General features: G+C 46.2%; 12 protein-coding genes. 7 read left to right on the top strand and 5 right to left on the bottom strand.

What is annotated here, in order from left to right:
• Positions 1-21 precede the first annotated feature (21 nt).
• On the top strand, positions 22-1,413 hold the full coding sequence (locus tag BN1546_RS10180; RefSeq protein WP_064962697.1) for an MATE family efflux transporter: 1,392 nt from the start codon (positions 22-24) through the stop codon (positions 1,411-1,413).
• A gap of 86 nt (positions 1,414-1,499) precedes the next feature.
• On the opposite strand, the gene BN1546_RS10175 is transcribed toward BN1546_RS10180, so the two are convergent.
• A complete protein-coding gene (locus BN1546_RS10175; RefSeq protein WP_090737384.1) occupies positions 1,500-2,489 on the bottom strand; it encodes a zinc-binding dehydrogenase in 990 nt (329 codons plus the stop codon).
• Positions 2,490-2,623: 134 nt separating this feature from the next.
• On the opposite strand from BN1546_RS10175, the gene BN1546_RS10170 reads away from it, so the two are divergent.
• Both BN1546_RS10170 and BN1546_RS10165 read left to right on the top strand, forming a co-directional pair.
• Positions 2,624-3,496 carry a LysR family transcriptional regulator gene (locus BN1546_RS10170; protein ID WP_013368906.1) on the top strand — a complete coding sequence of 291 codons (873 nt, stop codon included), beginning with the start codon at positions 2,624-2,626 and terminating at the stop codon, positions 3,494-3,496.
• A complete protein-coding gene (locus BN1546_RS10165) occupies positions 3,474-4,622 on the top strand; it encodes an RDD family protein (RefSeq protein WP_013368907.1) in 1,149 nt (382 codons plus the stop codon). The genes BN1546_RS10170 and BN1546_RS10165 overlap by 23 nt, the downstream gene beginning before the upstream one ends.
• A 117-nt stretch (positions 4,623-4,739) precedes the next feature.
• Here the strand turns inward: BN1546_RS10165 and BN1546_RS10160 are convergent, their stop codons facing one another.
• Positions 4,740-6,995: a glycoside hydrolase family 127 protein gene (locus BN1546_RS10160; RefSeq protein ID WP_090737383.1), complete on the bottom strand. Its 2,256-nt coding sequence runs from the start codon at positions 6,993-6,995 to the stop codon at positions 4,740-4,742.
• 130 nt (positions 6,996-7,125) lie between these two features.
• Between BN1546_RS10160 and BN1546_RS10155 the strand changes: the two genes are divergently transcribed.
• The 4 genes from BN1546_RS10155 (at position 7,126) to BN1546_RS10140 (ending at position 11,430) form a co-directional block, all read left to right on the top strand.
• Positions 7,126-8,019: a helix-turn-helix transcriptional regulator gene (locus BN1546_RS10155; protein WP_090737381.1), complete on the top strand. Its 894-nt coding sequence runs from the start codon at positions 7,126-7,128 to the stop codon at positions 8,017-8,019.
• A 115-nt stretch (positions 8,020-8,134) separates the two neighbouring features.
• A complete protein-coding gene (locus BN1546_RS10150) occupies positions 8,135-9,073 on the top strand; it encodes a YwqG family protein (protein WP_090737379.1) in 939 nt (312 codons plus the stop codon).
• A 238-nt stretch (positions 9,074-9,311) separates the two neighbouring features.
• On the top strand, positions 9,312-9,830 hold the full coding sequence (locus BN1546_RS10145) for an RNA polymerase sigma factor (RefSeq protein ID WP_013368911.1): 519 nt from the start codon (positions 9,312-9,314) through the stop codon (positions 9,828-9,830).
• Positions 9,814-11,430 carry a DUF4179 domain-containing protein gene (locus tag BN1546_RS10140; RefSeq protein ID WP_090737377.1) on the top strand — a complete coding sequence of 539 codons (1,617 nt, stop codon included), beginning with the start codon at positions 9,814-9,816 and terminating at the stop codon, positions 11,428-11,430. Before BN1546_RS10145 ends, BN1546_RS10140 begins: the two co-directional genes overlap by 17 nt.
• Before the next feature lie 172 nt (positions 11,431-11,602).
• On the opposite strand, the gene BN1546_RS10135 is transcribed toward BN1546_RS10140, so the two are convergent.
• From BN1546_RS10135 to BN1546_RS10125, 3 genes are read right to left on the bottom strand one after another with little or no spacing between them, the layout of a single operon-like run.
• A complete protein-coding gene (locus tag BN1546_RS10135) occupies positions 11,603-14,647 on the bottom strand; it encodes a beta-galactosidase, LacZ type (RefSeq protein ID WP_090737375.1) in 3,045 nt (1,014 codons plus the stop codon).
• Between the two features lie 51 nt (positions 14,648-14,698).
• Positions 14,699-15,523, bottom strand: coding sequence for a carbohydrate ABC transporter permease (locus BN1546_RS10130; protein WP_013368914.1), 825 nt, complete (start codon positions 15,521-15,523; stop codon positions 14,699-14,701).
• Positions 15,520-16,416, bottom strand: coding sequence for a carbohydrate ABC transporter permease (locus tag BN1546_RS10125; protein ID WP_013368915.1), 897 nt, complete (start codon positions 16,414-16,416; stop codon positions 15,520-15,522). Before BN1546_RS10125 ends, BN1546_RS10130 begins: the two co-directional genes overlap by 4 nt.
• Positions 16,417-16,508: the final 92 nt, after the last annotated feature.

Below are 16,508 nucleotides of genomic sequence, written 5' to 3'. Positions count from 1 at the left end.
TGATAAAAAGAATGTGATGATATGAGTCAACTGAGTGTAAGGATGAGAACGCACGGCTTTCTGAATCGGCATTTTTCTGGAGAGTCTATTGATTATCGGCAGATGATTGCCTTGTTTATCCCGCTTCTAATTGATCAGGCTTTTATCGTGGGTCTTAATTTGGTGAACACAGCAATGATTAGCTCGTCAGGGATGGCGGCGGTCAGTGCCGTAAATATGATTGATTCATTAAATATTTTCCTAATTAATGTGTTTGTGGCAGTGTCTACCGGGGGTACGGTTGTTGTAGCGCAGTATAAGGGGAGCGGCAACGATCTTATGGTCTCTAAAGCAACATCCGGTACTATATCCTCCGTTTCCTTGCTGGCCTTATGTATCAGTCTGTTTATGATCCTGTTGTACAATCCCATTTTAAGCGTCCTGTTTGGCTCTGCCTCGACTGATGTATTGGCTAACGGCAAGGTGTACCTGCTGGGAAGCTGTATGTCTTTCGTGGGGATTGCGATCGTTGAGGCCGTATGTGGAGCGCTGAGAGGGATCGGCAAGACGAGGGCGTCGCTGGCTCTTTCGCTCATCATGAACCTTTCGTATGTGCTGCTGAATGTCGTATTTATTAACTTGTTAGATATGGGTGTACTGGGCATGACGATTGCAGTCAATGTGTCCAGATATGCAGGAGCTGCCTGCGCGTTGATTTATTTGGTTAGGGTAGATGACGACTTGCGTGTTCAGCTTAGAGATATGCTTTATTTTAATCTAGCCATGCTTAAAAAGATCCTGTTTATTGGTCTTCCTTTTGCAGCGGAACAGATGTTTTTTAATGGAGGTAAAATTTTAACGCAAATCTTCATTGTGAACCTGGGGACCAATGCATTGGCGACGAATGCCATTTGCTCATCCCTAGCTAACGTGTTCCAAATTCCTGCGAATGCTTTGGCTCTTACGATTGTGACCGTGGTGGGTCAATGCATGGGACGGCGAAATGTACACGATGCCCGCAAGTTTACCAAATCGTTTATTTGGCTGTCGTCCGGTTCGTTTATTGTAATGGGGCTAATCCTAATGCCTTTGTTTAAGCCGATGGTGGGGTTGTTTCATCCACCTGCTGAAATTGTAGATGACATTTTTATGGTCATGCTGATTAATACGCTGGCCCAGATTCCACTCTGGTCCATCGCCTTTATTACACCCTCTGCGCTTAGGGCAGCAGGTGATTCCAAATTTACGTCCCTCACCTCGATGCTGTCCATGTGGTTGTGCCGGGTAGTGCTCGGGTATGTTTTGGGCATTGTGTTCAACTTGGGAATTGTTGGTGTCTGGCTGGCCATGGATATTGAATGGGGTGTGCGGGGGATCGTTTTCCTCTGGCGCTTCCGTGGCAACAAATGGGTCCAGCATCGTTTGATCGACTGAATAGGTCCACTACTATAAAATTGACCTCGGGATGAGGCACTTTATAGTAGTGGATTTTTTTCTAGATACATATGGTTACGTACGCCTTATTCTATTCTGATCCCTATATTGCCTAACTGCACTCCCTGCTGCATACGGTAAAAGGCTTGCGCTGTATCTTGTAGAGGGAAGACGCTATCTATAATGGGATGAAGGGAATGGCGCTCCATGAATTGGAGCATATCTGCGAATTCCTCACCGCTCCCCATAGAGGTACCGATGATGCTAATCTGTGGGAAAAATATAGAACGCAGCGGAATCTCTATGTGATCTCCTGAGCTTGCGCCAAATGTAATGATCCGGCCATCCGGTTTGATGACATCCAGATATTTGTCGAACGTAGCGGGTCCGATGCTGTCAAGGATCAGATCCACGGTGTCTCCGTTCATGCTTTCTTTCCAATCGCTATCACTGTCGAATGCATGATGAGCGCCATGGGCGAGGGCAGCTTGTTTTTTTGTTTCGCTACGTGATGTGACGCTGACCCGTGCGCCCGCCGCTAAAGCCATTAGCATGGCATACGTGGCTACACCGCCGCCAATACCGGGAATGAGGACATGGTCACCCTGCTGTAATTGGCCTCTAGTGAAGAGAGCGCGGTAAGCGGTCAAGGCAGACAAAGGCAGTACCCCTGCTTCTTCCCAGGACAGGTAAGCTGGCTTGCTGACGGCATTTTGAACGGGAACGATAACCGATTCGGCCAATGTCCCGTCTGAAGGAACGCCCAGAATGGCAGGAACCAAGGGAACGTGGTTCGTCTTCTCCCATCCGATACATGGATTGATGATTACGTCAGTGCCTGCCAGTGAGGTTGGGACGCCAGCGCCCACAGCCTCGATCACGCCTGCTCCATCCGATCCTAGAATGAGTGGAGCATCGTTGGCGGTTCGATCCGCCATGAGGAACAGATCCCGATGGTTCAAGCCTGCGGCTTTGAGTCTGACCTTCACTTCGCTGTGCCCCGGCTGTCTGTCCGTAACGTCCTTATACATCAGGCCCTCAAGGCCGTGTTTGTCGGTATGTATTACAGCTTTCATTTTAAAGCCTCCTGTGGTCGATTTTAGATGCATTTGCATGTACTTTGAATTGTACAGAGTGGCAAGCATCCGGTAAAATGAACAAAATCGAACGTCAGTATCATAAATGATCATACCAAGCAGGTGATGTATATATGGAAAGCAGTGATTTGAAAATTTTTCGGGCGGTTGCTCGCGAGGGCAGCATCACAAGGGCTGCGCAAGTGTTGAACTATGTACAGTCCAATGTGACCTCACGGATTCAGCAGCTTGAGGCACAATTGAACGTACCGCTATTTCGCAGATCTAATCGCGGAATGACACTAACGTCGGCAGGAGAGAATCTGCTGGAGTATGCGGAATCCATATTGACTTTGCTCGACGAGGCAGAGAAGTCTACTCAATATTCGGACCAGCCTGCGGGACCGTTGCGATTGGGCTCGATTGAGACGACTGCGGTTACGCATCTAACGACTTTATTGACGGGATATTACGCTGAATACCCTAATGTGCAGCTATCGCTGATGACCGGGGGGACGCATGCCCTTGTACAAAAGGTATTAAATTACGAATTAGATGGGGCATTCGTCTATGGCCCTGTCGATGATCCGAATATAGAGCATGTTGCGGCGTTTGAAGAGGAGTTGGTGCTTATTTCGGAACCGGGAGAAAGTGATATGAGCAAGTTGCTTGCCAAGCCTATGCTGTTCTTCGATGTAGGCTGCACACATCGGGCAAGAGCGGAAAGTTTTCTGAGCGATGCAGGTGTGGATGCGTATCAGATTATGGAATTCGGAACATTGGAAGTCATTTTAGGTGGTGTAGCCTCTGGTCTAGGGGTGTCCATGCTTCCACACTCGTCAATTGTAAAGGCGAAGAAGGAGGGAAGTATTGCTTCGCATCGTTTACCCGAAACCTATCGTAAATTAGAGGTGTGGTTTGTTCATCGGCGGGATTCGGTTTACTCCAGTGCGCTGTCAGGATTGCTCCACTGGATGAAAAAGGATGTTATACTTAACTGGGATTAAATTGACATCAGGGGTGTATCATTTGGAAGAACATAATTTATCGAAAAATCCATCTACAGTAGCTCCGGGAGAATTTGTGAGGAATGGCGGCTATCAACGACGAGAACCAGATAGGATGGCGGTATTATCAGAAACATACGGAGCCTCTATCTTTTTCAGGAGATGGGCCGCCTGGATGATTGACTTCATTCTTATCGTCTTTGGGTATGGTGGGCTTGTCTATTTTATAGCGAAAAAAGTAGCTGAAGCGGAAATCCCAAATATGGGTATGGTAGTGATACTCTTCTTGATTGGCTCTTTCTGCTATTATCTGTTGCTGGAAGGACTTACAGGCTATACGCTGGGCAAGTTTGTACTTCGCATTCAGGTCGTGAATGGAGAAGGAATGCCGCCAGGCATGATTAAATCGTTGATCCGTACGCTCATACATCTGGTGGATACGAACCCGCTGCTTTTCTGGGGGCTGCCCGCCGGTATATGTGTGCTGGTGACACCTCGGAAACAACGAATTGGAGATATGGCCGCCAATACATATGTAGTTAGGACACGGGATTTGGGGAAGGTGAGCAAAAAGAAAACCGGGATTATTGCAGGAGCAATCATCCTGATGACGATCACTTCGATTGTCTTTGCTGTATCCTTAATTTCTACGCTCATTACTCAAATCGTGAAGCCTGAGGTATTTACCAGTAAGGATAATCAGTTTGCAGTTACGGCTCCGTGGAATTGGTCACGAGATAATAGGATTAATGAGGAAGCGGATATTTCCATTAAAAATGAATTTACCGATAGATATTTGATTGTATTGTCTGAACCGAAAAGCGACTTTGACAGCAGTATGACCCTTCAAGAATATAAAGGAATCATTGAGGATCATTTGGTGTCAGGAATTACGGACCCTGAATTGGGGACTGCTTCAGATATGGTGGTGAACGGATATCCTGCCATTGAGTTTACCCTAAAAGGAGAAATAGACGGGAATCTGGCCATGTATAACGTGACCACAATTGAAACACCTTCGCATTATCATCAGGTGCTTGCCTGGACCTACGCCTCGCGATACAGCAGGGCACAGCAAGAGCTGCGCAAGATTAGAGACAGTTTCCGTGAAATGAACATGATGTAAAGTGAACATGGAGCAATAACGATGATTCAAATTATAAGACGGTAAGCAGAACAAGCAGACAGCTTATAGAAGCGTCTGCTTGTTGTTATATAGGCGGGATAGTGCTACGGAATGGTGCTATAGATGACTTTTGATCACTCGCAATCCAGCCACCCTCGCCACCTTGCCTTGTGGCTGGGCTGTGAATCGAATCGTAACTTCATTCTTTTCATTCGTCACAGACAGAGGCAGCTCATAGATAAATGTCTCGAATTTATTCATTTCCTCGGATTCCAGCTTGCCTTCTCCTAAGTTCTGACCATCTGCAGTGATGTCAAAGTCACGATGAGAGCGGTCGGAGTCCTTCAGATAGGTCACTGCTAATTGGACAGGCTTATCAGGGAGCACCTTCATGACAAAAGAGAACCAGCCCCCAGACCATGTGTCGCGATATTTGCGATTATAAATGGACCCCAGGCCAACGTGTTCTCCAGTGAAGGCATGATCCCGTTCAGGCTGCATTTCGGCAGGCTGCACAACATCCACTGTAAGTCGTTCCAGCTCTAGCTGGTACGCTAACGCGGTACGGTATTCTGCCTCTGTTGCTACCCATTCCTCCTTGGAAAAGAGATCCCAGTAGACGGTATAAGAACGATCATATATCTGATAAAACGGACGAAGCTGCAAGTCTCCGATATAGCCCAGGTCGTTTAGATGGAATGTATTCGGCTCCTTCTCATCAGTAATCAGCTTGGCTGTCAGGGAATCGGCCGATCCAATCAGAACAGATGCCAGCAGACGTTCCTCGTTGGACTCCTGTACAACAGGACCCAGATCTCCAGCCAGCACAAGTGGGCCATACATGAATGCAATCCGACGCGGATTATCCGGCATTTCCTCAACTCTTACTGTCATAGGAATATCGTACTCGACCGTATCCCCATCGTTCCATTCTCGTTCAATTACAATATAGCTGGTAGGACAAGCCTCTGCGGCATACTCTTCTCCGTTGATTTTAATCTTCATTCCCTGCTCCGCCCAGTGCGGGCATCTTAGTTTAATCGTGAAGAACTTGGGTTCCTTGCTTATGACATGAAGCGTTCCCCGCCCATTTTGCGGAAAGAGGGTTTCTTGTTTGAGCTGTATGTTCATCTCATCCCACGTCACGGTAGAAGGGACATATTGGTTGACATAGATTGTGTTTGCCGTGTGAAAATAAATCGCCGTGCCGTACATAGAGTGACTCTCCATACCGGACCCGACACAGCATGTAAAATCCTCATATTGAGAATTGAAGGACTTGTGTCCTCCCATTTCCAGCGATACAAAATAGCATACACGTCCATCTACAGGCTGCTGTGAAGCCAGAATATGATTGAACATCGCTCGTTCATAGTAGTCGGCATAGGCTGCGTACGCGTCCCATTCGAACATATGTCTTGTTAATTTCAGCATATTGTAGGTGTTGCAGGTTTCACAGGTGCCTTCGCCCAAACGATCATTCAGCTTGCCGGGTTCACCAAAATGTTCATTATAGCTATTGCCGCCGATTACGTAGGAATGCTTGTGAACCACCCGATCCCAGAAAAATCGGGAAAGATCCGCATATAGAGGTTTGCCTGTCACTTCGAACTGCCGTGCTGCACCGATGATCTTAGGAATTTGCGTATTAGCATGTCGTCCTGCCAGCGTATCGCGACTGTCTGCCAGATCATTCAGCACCTCTCCATGATAAAAGCGTTCCGCCAGGTTCAAAAAGCGTTTTTCTCCGGAATGTTCCGCCAGATCGGTCAGCACCTCGTTCATACCGCCAAACTCGCAATGGAGTACCTGTTGCACCTGCTCATCGCTCAGTCCTTGGAATACATCCTCCAGCCAGTCGCCGAGTTGGATTTCCATCGCTAAAGCCTTGGGATGATGAGCGAGCAGGTGGGCATCACGCAAGCCTGCGAAGAGCTTGTGCATCGTATATAGCGGAACCCAGCCTCCGTTAAGATCAAAGCCCTGGGAACGAATATCTCCGGCTTTGACTTCTTCAAAAATCTCTTTCCCACGCGGGATGCCGGAAATGTATCCGTTTCCATGACTATTTTGGCATATTTCCAACTCGTCGATCACATAGTTTACTCGTTCCAGTAGTCTTTTGTCGCCTGTGGAGGCAAACATCAGCGCACAGCCAGACAGGTAGTGACCAAGTGTATGTCCACTGATGCCGCGTGCCTCCCAGCCCTCATAATGAGCCGCTTTGGGCTCCAATCCCGCATATTCACGAAAGCGTGACAATAAACGGTCAGGTTCCAAACTCAGCAGATAGGTCGTATTCAGCTCCATGGCGTGGTAAAGTGGGCCGGAATCAATGCTTACTTTATGCAAGTCAAAAGCTTGTGCTTTCAAAATCATCGCTCCTTAGCTAAGATGAAAGTGTATATTTCTCCACTACATTAGCATTGCAACCGCGGTATGTCAGTAGCTTAACCATACAATAGGTGGACAAATCCGAACATGAATCTAAAGAGGCGATAACATGACCTATCTGAAAGTGAATGTAGATGCTCCGATCCAACTGATCTCGGCAGGCGAGTTCGTTTCCGAGGTGCCATGGAAGCATATGAGCCGTTCCATTGAGAACTTTGAGCTGATCCTTGGTGTCCAAGAGACGGTATATATACGGGAGGAAGAGGAGTATTTTGAAGTAGGGGAAGGAGATATTCTATTGCTGTACCCCGGTCGTACGCATCGAGGATACCGGGAATCGTTGCCTGGGGTTAAATTTTATTGGTTTCATTTCGATGTACCTGCGACCCCGAATGTATTATCTAGTGAGGAAATAAAGCAGGAAACAAGTGCAATGGACGGGCTTGTACAGCGTCATGGCGTGATACGCGATATCTATTTGCCGCAAAGTGTACAGGCAGATAACGGAGATCGGATTCATATTATCGTCAATCAAATCTTGCATGTCGCCAACTCGCATTATCTTACGTATCACAGTGCTAACTATTTGTTCACCTCACTGCTGATCGAGATATCCGAACTGGCCCTCAGTCGCTTGATCTCCAATCCTGTCCATTCACAGGGGAATGTGAGCATGAACAAGATTATTGAGTGGACTCGAATTCATGCTGGAGAACCGCTGACCGTGACCGATTTGGCTCAGAAGTTCAATTACAACAAGGATTATATATCCCGTTTGTTCATGCAGAATACGGGCATGCGTCCATTGGAGTTCATTCACAGTATTCGAATCAACAAAGCTAAGGAATTGATTTCCCGTACAGATATGAGCATTAAGCAGGTAGCGGAAGAAGCAGGATACACGGATGAGAAGTATTTTATGCGGTTGTTTAAAAAGAGAGTACATATGACTCCTTCACAGTATCGGAATGCCTATCACAAAACATTTATGAACAATGTCTAGTCTATTTCCGCTTCACAGCAGCATAGCTTATCAGACCATAATTTGATAATCTGATTTAAGAGAGATTGAATGAGAGCAATCAATACATAATACTTTGTCAAAAGGGGCGAGTGAGATGCTGCAACCACCATTAAAGGAAGAACTGACTCGAATACTCGAAGAGCATTCACTTGATGATGAGTTAAAAGAAGAGATCTATCAGGATGCCGAAGCTACTATACAATTTCAGCTAGAGCATGAGGAAAACTATGAACACGTTGGGAATAGTCGGATCGCCGGCTATCCAGATCTGCCGCCCACAATAGAGTGGCCGTGTAATTCAGACGGAGAATATTATACGTTTATTGCTCAGATCAATTTAAGCGAGTTGCCTTTTTCACCATTTGAGGGATTGCCTCATCAGGGCATACTATACTTTTTTCTTGGGCTGGATGAGCCAGCTTACGATATTGAGCATAAAATCTTTTACTATAACGGCGACAGCAGTGCTTTGCAGAAAACATTACCGCCCGCTGGGCGCGTAGAGGTGTCGGCGGATCAACGGGATTTCACTGCGTATGCAATTTCTTTTCATCCGATCCTGACGCTACCATCGGAGGGTGAGCTAGGAGATATTCTATTAGATCAGTACGAAGAGCTTTATGAGCTTTTATATGAACATAGCGACACGGTGTGGGGACAGCATCAGTCTTTTGCCGGGAACACTCGTCGGGATGCTTATCTGTGCCGTAACGGGCTAAAGGGTCTTCTGTTTAATTGGCATAAGAGTGAGAGTCAGATCCATAAGGAAGCCGAGCAAGCTATGCATAGGGGAAGTACGGAGTATGCGGAGCATTTGCGATCCGAAGTGCTGCCTCAGCTGCAAGAATACCAGGCGAATCGGGAAAAGCACGATCAAGCTTCGGAAAATTGGCATGTTCTGCTCTCGGTATCTTCTTTGGATGAGGTCGGTATGTGCTGGTGGGACGCAGGGTATTTGGAATTTTTTATAGATCAAAGAGACTTGCAAAACCTTGATTTCACGCGAACGTATGTTAATCTGGCTACAAGCTAGCCGGGTCGCCAGGACTCATGTTTATTTTGGAGGCTAATGACAGGGGTTAGAGCAGGGTGGTTTTTTTTGATTGATAAAAGAAGTGAATTGAGCATGTGGCACAGTATCCGAGCGTTGGGAATTGAACGATCAATAATAGGTGGTCCTATATAGGACTGCCTTTTTTCGATGTAAATGAACGATTGTACTCCGTTAATAGTCTTAATAGATGAGACCACAACAAGGGAGGTGCACGTATATGACTGATCGAGAGCTGTTTGAACTATATAAGGAACAGATATATTATTTTTGTTATTATCTGATGCAAAATCAAGCAGATGCAGAAGATGTTTGCCAGGAGGTATTTGTCAAAGCAATCTTGGCCGACAGGTCCAAAGTACAAGATCTCAAATCATGGATTTTACGAATTGCTTCCAATGAGTGCAGCAATGTGCTTAGAAGGCGAAAAACTGGGCTGATGAAGGAAATACGAACTTTTTTATTGTCACGTCCTCATTCATTTAATCCGGTGGAAGAGAGCTTATATCATCGAGAAACTAAGACAGAGCTACACCAGCTATATAACAAGCTTCCAGATAAAATTCGAATGGTCGTGGTCCTTCGTTATGTAAACGAATTGACTGTGCCGGAGATCTCTAGAGTTATAAATATACCCGAAGGAACAGCTAAATCCAGATTAAATCGAGGGCTTAAACTGCTAAAAAAAATGGTGGTATCCCAAGTAAAGGAGATGAATAGCAGTGAGTCGGTATTTTGAGAAAGAACAGCACATTCCTCAACCCGAATATGATGCAATGTGGGTAAATATAGAACAGGAAGCAACCAAACGAAAAGCAACTCTGCAACAGTCACAGGAAGCACCTATGCATAGAACAAAAATTGTTCCTGCGAGTATTGTATTCTCATGTTTTCTGCTCATTGCCATCCCTGTATTCGCTAGTGTGACTATCAATTGGGATAGAATAGGCGGACGTAGTGTAACCAACGCGATAAATAGTGGTATTGGTCAGCGGTATGATCTAAAAGTAACCGATGCAGGCATTACGATGAATTTGAATGGTGTTGTAACAGATGGCGAAAAAATGAAAATGCTCATCTCTCTGGATCCGGGAACCGACCCAAGCAGTTATATTGGGTTTGCTATAGAGAAAACTATGGTAACTAGCAATTCTAATAACAAGGAACGAGCACACGGATATTTGAATTACGATCCTAAAAGCCAGAAACTCCTAGGCATTTATGAAACTGTTGATACATTAAAGGATCGTAAAAAAGATTATACACTTGAGGCACAGAATCTAATTTTTTATCGTAATCAGGATATTCCTTTAAAGACGAATCATCAAGCTGGGGATACCCTCGTTACGGGGACCAAGCAGTATCCTAACATTTATATAGAATCCGTTCGACAAACCAATAACAAGACTGTTGTCCGCTTTAGAGTTGCTGCAGCTCCATCCGATTTAGGACGTGGGAACCCGCATTTGGTAATGAAAGTGGGCGACAAAGAAATAGACGCCATCCCAACCATTCTACCTAGTGACAGCCCAGAGTTGCATATTGAGCAGGTATTCAACATGACTGCACAAGATTGGAGAAAGGCAAACCTTCATTTCTGTTACATTGAGGAAGCAAAACGAATTGAAGGTACTTGGAAGTTCGAATTTGAAGCGGATGGAAAAAAAGCAAGTGAAGCGATTTATTCTAAGAAGCTGCATAGCAGCGCGGAATTCCAGGAAAATACAGGCGCTACCTTAGACCAACTGATTATTACCCCCTTGGATATTGAAATTCTAGTAACAGAGCGTGATTCACTTAAAAAAGGAAATGTCCATTATAAAACGGCTCAGTTGGTTATAGGTGATAAAAAAATTAACGGAGGATGGAATCTTAAAGGGGCTGGTCCTGAAAATTATCAACACTTATATCAATTTGAATCCTCAGAGTGGTATAAGGACTGGTCTGATGTTCCAATGAAACTTATATTGAAAGATGCTGTCATCCAGAAACGTGATACTTCCAAGAATTGGATTACTCTTCATAAACCCAAAGAAGAAAAACAGTTCGCTGAGCTTAATGTAGACGGTTATCAAATTGATTTCACATACTATACAGAGAGAAAAGATTTGATTGTCGAATCGAAATCCGTTTCCCCTGGCTTCAAAGGTGTCAACCAAACAACGATGCGAATTAACGGCAAAGAAGTAGTACCTGAGATCATTGCGAAGGGTATGGTATCCACAGGAGTTAATGTTGACCGTTATAAAGATATTGAATTAGACGGAAAATTGGAACTAAATCCTGGCCTCTACAAGTACAGCGATCCTGGACGTAATATTGAAGTTGTTTTGAAATAGATAGGGTGTTCACCGCCTATTCTACAGATAAGGTCAATTTAGGAAGAGTAGTCCATACGATTAGGATAAGTACAACTATTTGGTACGTAAATATTAAAGCCCTTCCGGCTTTCCATGAGGGAAGCAGCGGAAGGGCTTTTATTACATATACTTGTCTATACGGAGAGTTTATTTATATCCGCTGCACGGTAAACTCGAATTCCAGCTTTTGATCGGCCGGAATTTGATATTCCTCATGTACCGGGGCACCCCAGCTGTCGTCACCGCCTACGCCCATTTGCTTGCCAGCTACGGTGACAACGGTGTAATACACATTGGGCAGTTCATACAGATGGCCTGCACTTTCCAACTCAAATGCCGTATACGGCGAAATATTGCATTCCACTGGTGCGGTGGCAGGTGCTGTAATGCGAATGCCTCGCTGGGAATCGTCGGTAATATCGACCCGGCGCACGCCTGTACGGTTGCCGGATTCCTGTGGCACGACATACCCGGACACATTATCCGCAGCTTCGTTGCGGAATACGCCGAGTCTAGCACCAAGGGCTCGGTCAATGTAATTCTCCTCCGGTCCCATCGCATACCAGTCCAGATGGCGATAGTCCGCTGGAACCTTGAACGAAAGGGCAAAGATCGGCAGGTTAGGCAGCCCTGATACACCTTCATAGGTGGATTTTACGTTCAAACTGCCATCCGCCAGGACGGTGTAGGTTACCGTTACCTGTACGTCAGCATGAATGCTTAGGGTGTAGCGGAACGTAATGGTCACACGGTCTGTCTGCTCTTCCGTAACCTCGATATCCACACATTTATGCGTCAGGCTTGCGGCGAACCAACCACCAGCTTCAAAACCCAGTGCCGTTCCCCGATCATTGTCTGTGGTCGCTCGCCAGAACAGCGGGGCAGGAGGCGTAGCGATCATCTCACGTCCAGCGTAGCGAAGTGAAGTCAGGCTGCCTGCTCCTTTGGAGAACATGATGGTGAAATCCGTACCGTGAACGCCAATATTTACATCGCCATGTACTACTCGTAGGGCTCCACCTGTAGGAGCTTTCAGCGGACTTGGATCTTCCACAATGAAAATATGTTGTCCGAAGGCCACTTCATGCCCAGCCTCAGCCCAGAGCGTCGCTTCCGTCAATACGAGCGCTGTGTGAATGACATATTCCCCAGGCTTCTCGTCTGTGCTCGGGAATGTCAATGGAATATAGGCTTCGGTCTGAGCCGCCACATCCACATGACTCACATTTCGCGCGATCTCTTGACCTTCATGCAACAGGCTGTATACCAGTTCATAGTCTCCTGTACCCTCGAACAGGTTTTCGTTGCGAATGGTCACACCTTTGGTATCCGGGATGAGCTTCAGATTTTGGTACAGGAATTTGACCTCCTGCATCTTTGGTGAAATCTTCCGGTCCGCATAGACAATACCGTCCGTACAGAAACCATAGTCTGTTGGACGGTCGTCAAAGTCACCGCCGATCGCGAGGTACTCGCGTCCGTAGCGATCTTTTTTCATAACCGCCTGATCGATATAATCCCAAATAAAACCGCCCTGATACAGCTCATATTTGTTCTCCAGTTCGGTATACTTGTGCATGCCGCCTACGGAATTGCCCATTGCATGCATGTATTCGCAACTGATATACGGCTTTTGTGGATTATCGTTTAAGTATTGCTCGATATCTGCGGGCTTGGCGTACATCCGGCTCTCCATATCGCTGGTATCATCGTACGTACGATTGTGAAACACGCCTTCGTAGTGTACCAGACGGCTCGGATCGGTGGACCGGAAATAGTTAGCGACATTGCGCAGCACTTCACCTGCATACGACTCATTTCCGCAAGACCAGATCAGAATGGATGCATGGTTTTTGTCCCGTTCCAGCATGGAAATGGCGCGATCCATAACGATATCCTGCCACTCCGGCAGATTGGCCGGAATATTCCACGAAGGCTCGACTGCGCCGAGTTTTTGCCAGGAACCGTGTGTTTCCAAGTTCATTTCGTCAATCACGTATATCCCGTATTCATCGCAGAGCTCATACCACAGTGTCTGATTCGGGTAATGAGAGGTACGGACAGCGTTTATATTGTTCTGCTTGAGTGTCCGAATATCCCACAGCATATCTTCACGGGAAATCGCACGTCCGGTACGAGCGTTAAATTCATGACGGTTCACACCTTTAAAGACGATGCGTTTGCCGTTCAGATGCATAACCTTGTTGACCATCTCGAATTTGCGGAAGCCGACCTTTTGTGGGATCACCTCGACAAGTGATCCATCAGCATCATAAATTTGAATGAACAACGTGTACAAATAAGGTTTCTCCGCGCTCCAGCGCTCTACTTGCTCCAAGGTTGCCGACAGCGAGGCGATGCCATCTGTAAAGTCAGCTTTTAAACAAGCTACGATATGACCGGCGGCATCCTTCACATCGACAGTTGTATGGGCCGTTGCCGGTTGTTCCAAAGTCAGTTTCAATTCCAGCAGGCCCTGCGTGTAGGTAGCATCCAGATCCGCCTTGGCATGCAGGTCGCGTACGTGAACAGTAGGGATCGTGTACAGATATACGTCTCTGAAAATGCCGGAAAAACGCCAAAAATCCTGATCCTCCAGCCAAGCTCCTGTACTTCTTTGATATACCTCTACCGCCAGCTTGTTTTCACCAGTTTGCAGGTAGGGTGTTAGCTCAAAGTCAGACGGTGTAAAACTGTCCTCGCTGTAACCGACAAATTGTCCGTTCAGCCATACATAGAAGGCCGACTCGACACCTTGAAAAGAGATGAACACAGGTTGCGCGTCAGAAGCCATATTTTCGGGCAAAACAAATCTTTTGATATAGCTACCGACCGGATTGTGGTCTTCTGGAATATGGGGTGGACGAACGTCTGAATGTCCGTCCCACGGGTACATCGTATTGGCGTACTGCATTTGGCCGAAGCCTTGTGTCTGAATATGACCTGGTACCTGAATATCGCTCCAGCCGCCATACTCAAAGTCAGGGGCATAGAATTCTACTGGGCGAGTGGCCGGATTCGTCGCATAGTTGAACTTCCAGCTCCCATTCAGGCTGTGACGCCAGGCCATATCGGCCTGGTGCTCTGCTTCCTGAAGCGTGGCGTAATACTTATGGTCGGAATAGGCAGGCAAGCGATTTACCGCGAACTTGGTCACATCGGTGAGCCAGTCCAGACTAGGGGTATGAATGGTCAAGGCGAACACTCCTTATTTTTAAATTGAATGAAGACCGTACACACAAATCTATTATTTTACCGAGCCGACCATACCTGCGACAAAGTGCTTCTGCATCAGGAAGAATACCAGCGCAGTCGGCAATGTGGACAGGACAATAGCGATCATGATAACGCCGTAGTCCGGTGCATAGCTGGAGCCGAGGTTCGAGATCAACAGCGGGATGGTCTGATTTTCTGGCGTTTGCAGTACAATCAGAGGCCAGAGGTAGTTGTTCCAGCTGGACATGAACGTGATGATTGCGGCAGCGGCATAGGTTGTTTTCATCGTAGGCATATACACCCGGAAGAACAGACCTAGCTCGGATAATCCATCCATCCGGCCAGCTTCCAGCAGATCCTTGGGAAACATCTTGGTGCTTTGACGGAAAAAGAAGATCAGGAACGCCGTAGTTACGGTCGGAATAACGACAGAAGAGAGCGTATCAATGCCGATCCATGGTATGACATTAGAAATGCTGCCGAACATCCGGTAAAGCGGGATCATGATTGCCGCAAACGGAATCATCATCGACATCAGCAGGATATTGAAGACAACGTCTTTCGCTTTGCTTCTGTAAATTTCAAAGCCATAGCCAGCCAGTGATGCAATGAGCATAGCTAGCAACGTCGTTGAGATGGAAACCTTTGCAGAATTACTGAGTGCAGTAACGATGTCTACTTGTTCCAGCAGATTGTGCATGTTATCCATCAGATGGGAGCCAGGCAGAAGTTTGCCTTTTGTTACATCGACTGACAGGTTCGTGGAGCTGGATAGCATCCACAGGAACGGGAAAATCGAAATGAATGATACAAGAATCAGAAAGGCGTACGTAAATGCTCTTTTTGTTTTCATCATTTTTTCTCACCTGCCACTTTAAACTGGATAATCGACAAGATAATGATCATAATGACGATGGAATAAGATACGGTCGCCGCATAACCAAAGTCGGATGAATACTTGAAGGACAGATTATAGATATATTGCGAAATAGAAGATGTCGCGTTACCGGGTCCACCCTTCGTAATATTCATAATTTCATCGAAGAGCTGGAGTGTACCAATCGTCGATGTAATCGAGGTGAACAGGATAATCGGCTTAAGCAGTGGAACGGTAATGCTGAAAAACTGCCGAATCGGGGAAGCTCCGTCAATGCGGGCTGCTTCGTAGATAGAGCTGTCAATGTTCTGAAGACCCGACAGATAAAAGATCATGTTGTACCCAGTCCAGCGCCATGTGATCGCAATAATAATTGTTACTTTGGCCCAGAAAGGATCTGTAATCCATTGGATTGGCGTACCAATCACATGCAGATTCAGCAACAAGGAGTTTACCAAACCGTCAGATGAGAACAGATACTTGAAAACAACCGAATAGGCTACAAGAGATGTGATACACGGCAAGAAGATGGCGGTGCGGAAAAAGCCCTTGAATTTCAGGTTTTTATCGTTCAACAATACGGAAATGAACAGAGCCAGAATGACCATTAAAGGTACCTGGAAAATTAAGTAGATAAACGTATTCTTTACGGCGGTGATGAACATTTTGTCGGTGAACAGGCGCTTATAGTTATCAATGCCGTTAAAACTCAGATTAGACCCTGTACCCGTTTTAAAGGATAAGATCAGCGCCTGAATCATCGGATAAAAATAAAAGGCGGCAATCATGATCACTGCGATGGATATGAACAACCATCCTGTCATACCTGCTTTGAGACGTGTTGTAGTCATTTTGGGCGCGGCTGTCTTCATACCATGTCAACTCCCTATGCAGCAATAAAACCTTGAACTCGCAAGCCCAAGGTTTTAAGTGCTTATCGTTTTATTGTTTAGCCTTGGCTAGA

Source organism: Paenibacillus sp. Mc5Re-14, from assembly GCF_001049835.1.
Lineage (GTDB): Bacteria > Bacillota > Bacilli > Paenibacillales > Paenibacillaceae > Paenibacillus > Paenibacillus polymyxa_C.
The sequence above is the reverse complement of the archived record's forward strand: the minus strand, read 5'-3'. Positions and strand labels throughout refer to the sequence as shown.

Coding starts and splice junctions, on each gene's coding strand:
- BN1546_RS10165 (WP_013368907.1), top strand. CDS start 3,474: ATGTTATACTTAACTGGGATTAAATTGACATCAGGGGTGTATCATTTG.
- BN1546_RS10125 (WP_013368915.1), bottom strand. CDS start 16,416: ATGAAGACAGCCGCGCCCAAAATGACTACAACACGTCTCAAAGCAGGT.
- BN1546_RS10170 (WP_013368906.1), top strand. CDS start 2,624: ATGGAAAGCAGTGATTTGAAAATTTTTCGGGCGGTTGCTCGCGAGGGC.
- BN1546_RS10150 (WP_090737379.1), top strand. CDS start 8,135: ATGCTGCAACCACCATTAAAGGAAGAACTGACTCGAATACTCGAAGAG.
- BN1546_RS10130 (WP_013368914.1), bottom strand. CDS start 15,523: ATGATGAAAACAAAAAGAGCATTTACGTACGCCTTTCTGATTCTTGTA.
- BN1546_RS10155 (WP_090737381.1), top strand. CDS start 7,126: ATGACCTATCTGAAAGTGAATGTAGATGCTCCGATCCAACTGATCTCG.
- BN1546_RS10145 (WP_013368911.1), top strand. CDS start 9,312: ATGACTGATCGAGAGCTGTTTGAACTATATAAGGAACAGATATATTAT.
- BN1546_RS10175 (WP_090737384.1), bottom strand. CDS start 2,489: ATGAAAGCTGTAATACATACCGACAAACACGGCCTTGAGGGCCTGATG.
- BN1546_RS10180 (WP_064962697.1), top strand. CDS start 22: ATGAGTCAACTGAGTGTAAGGATGAGAACGCACGGCTTTCTGAATCGG.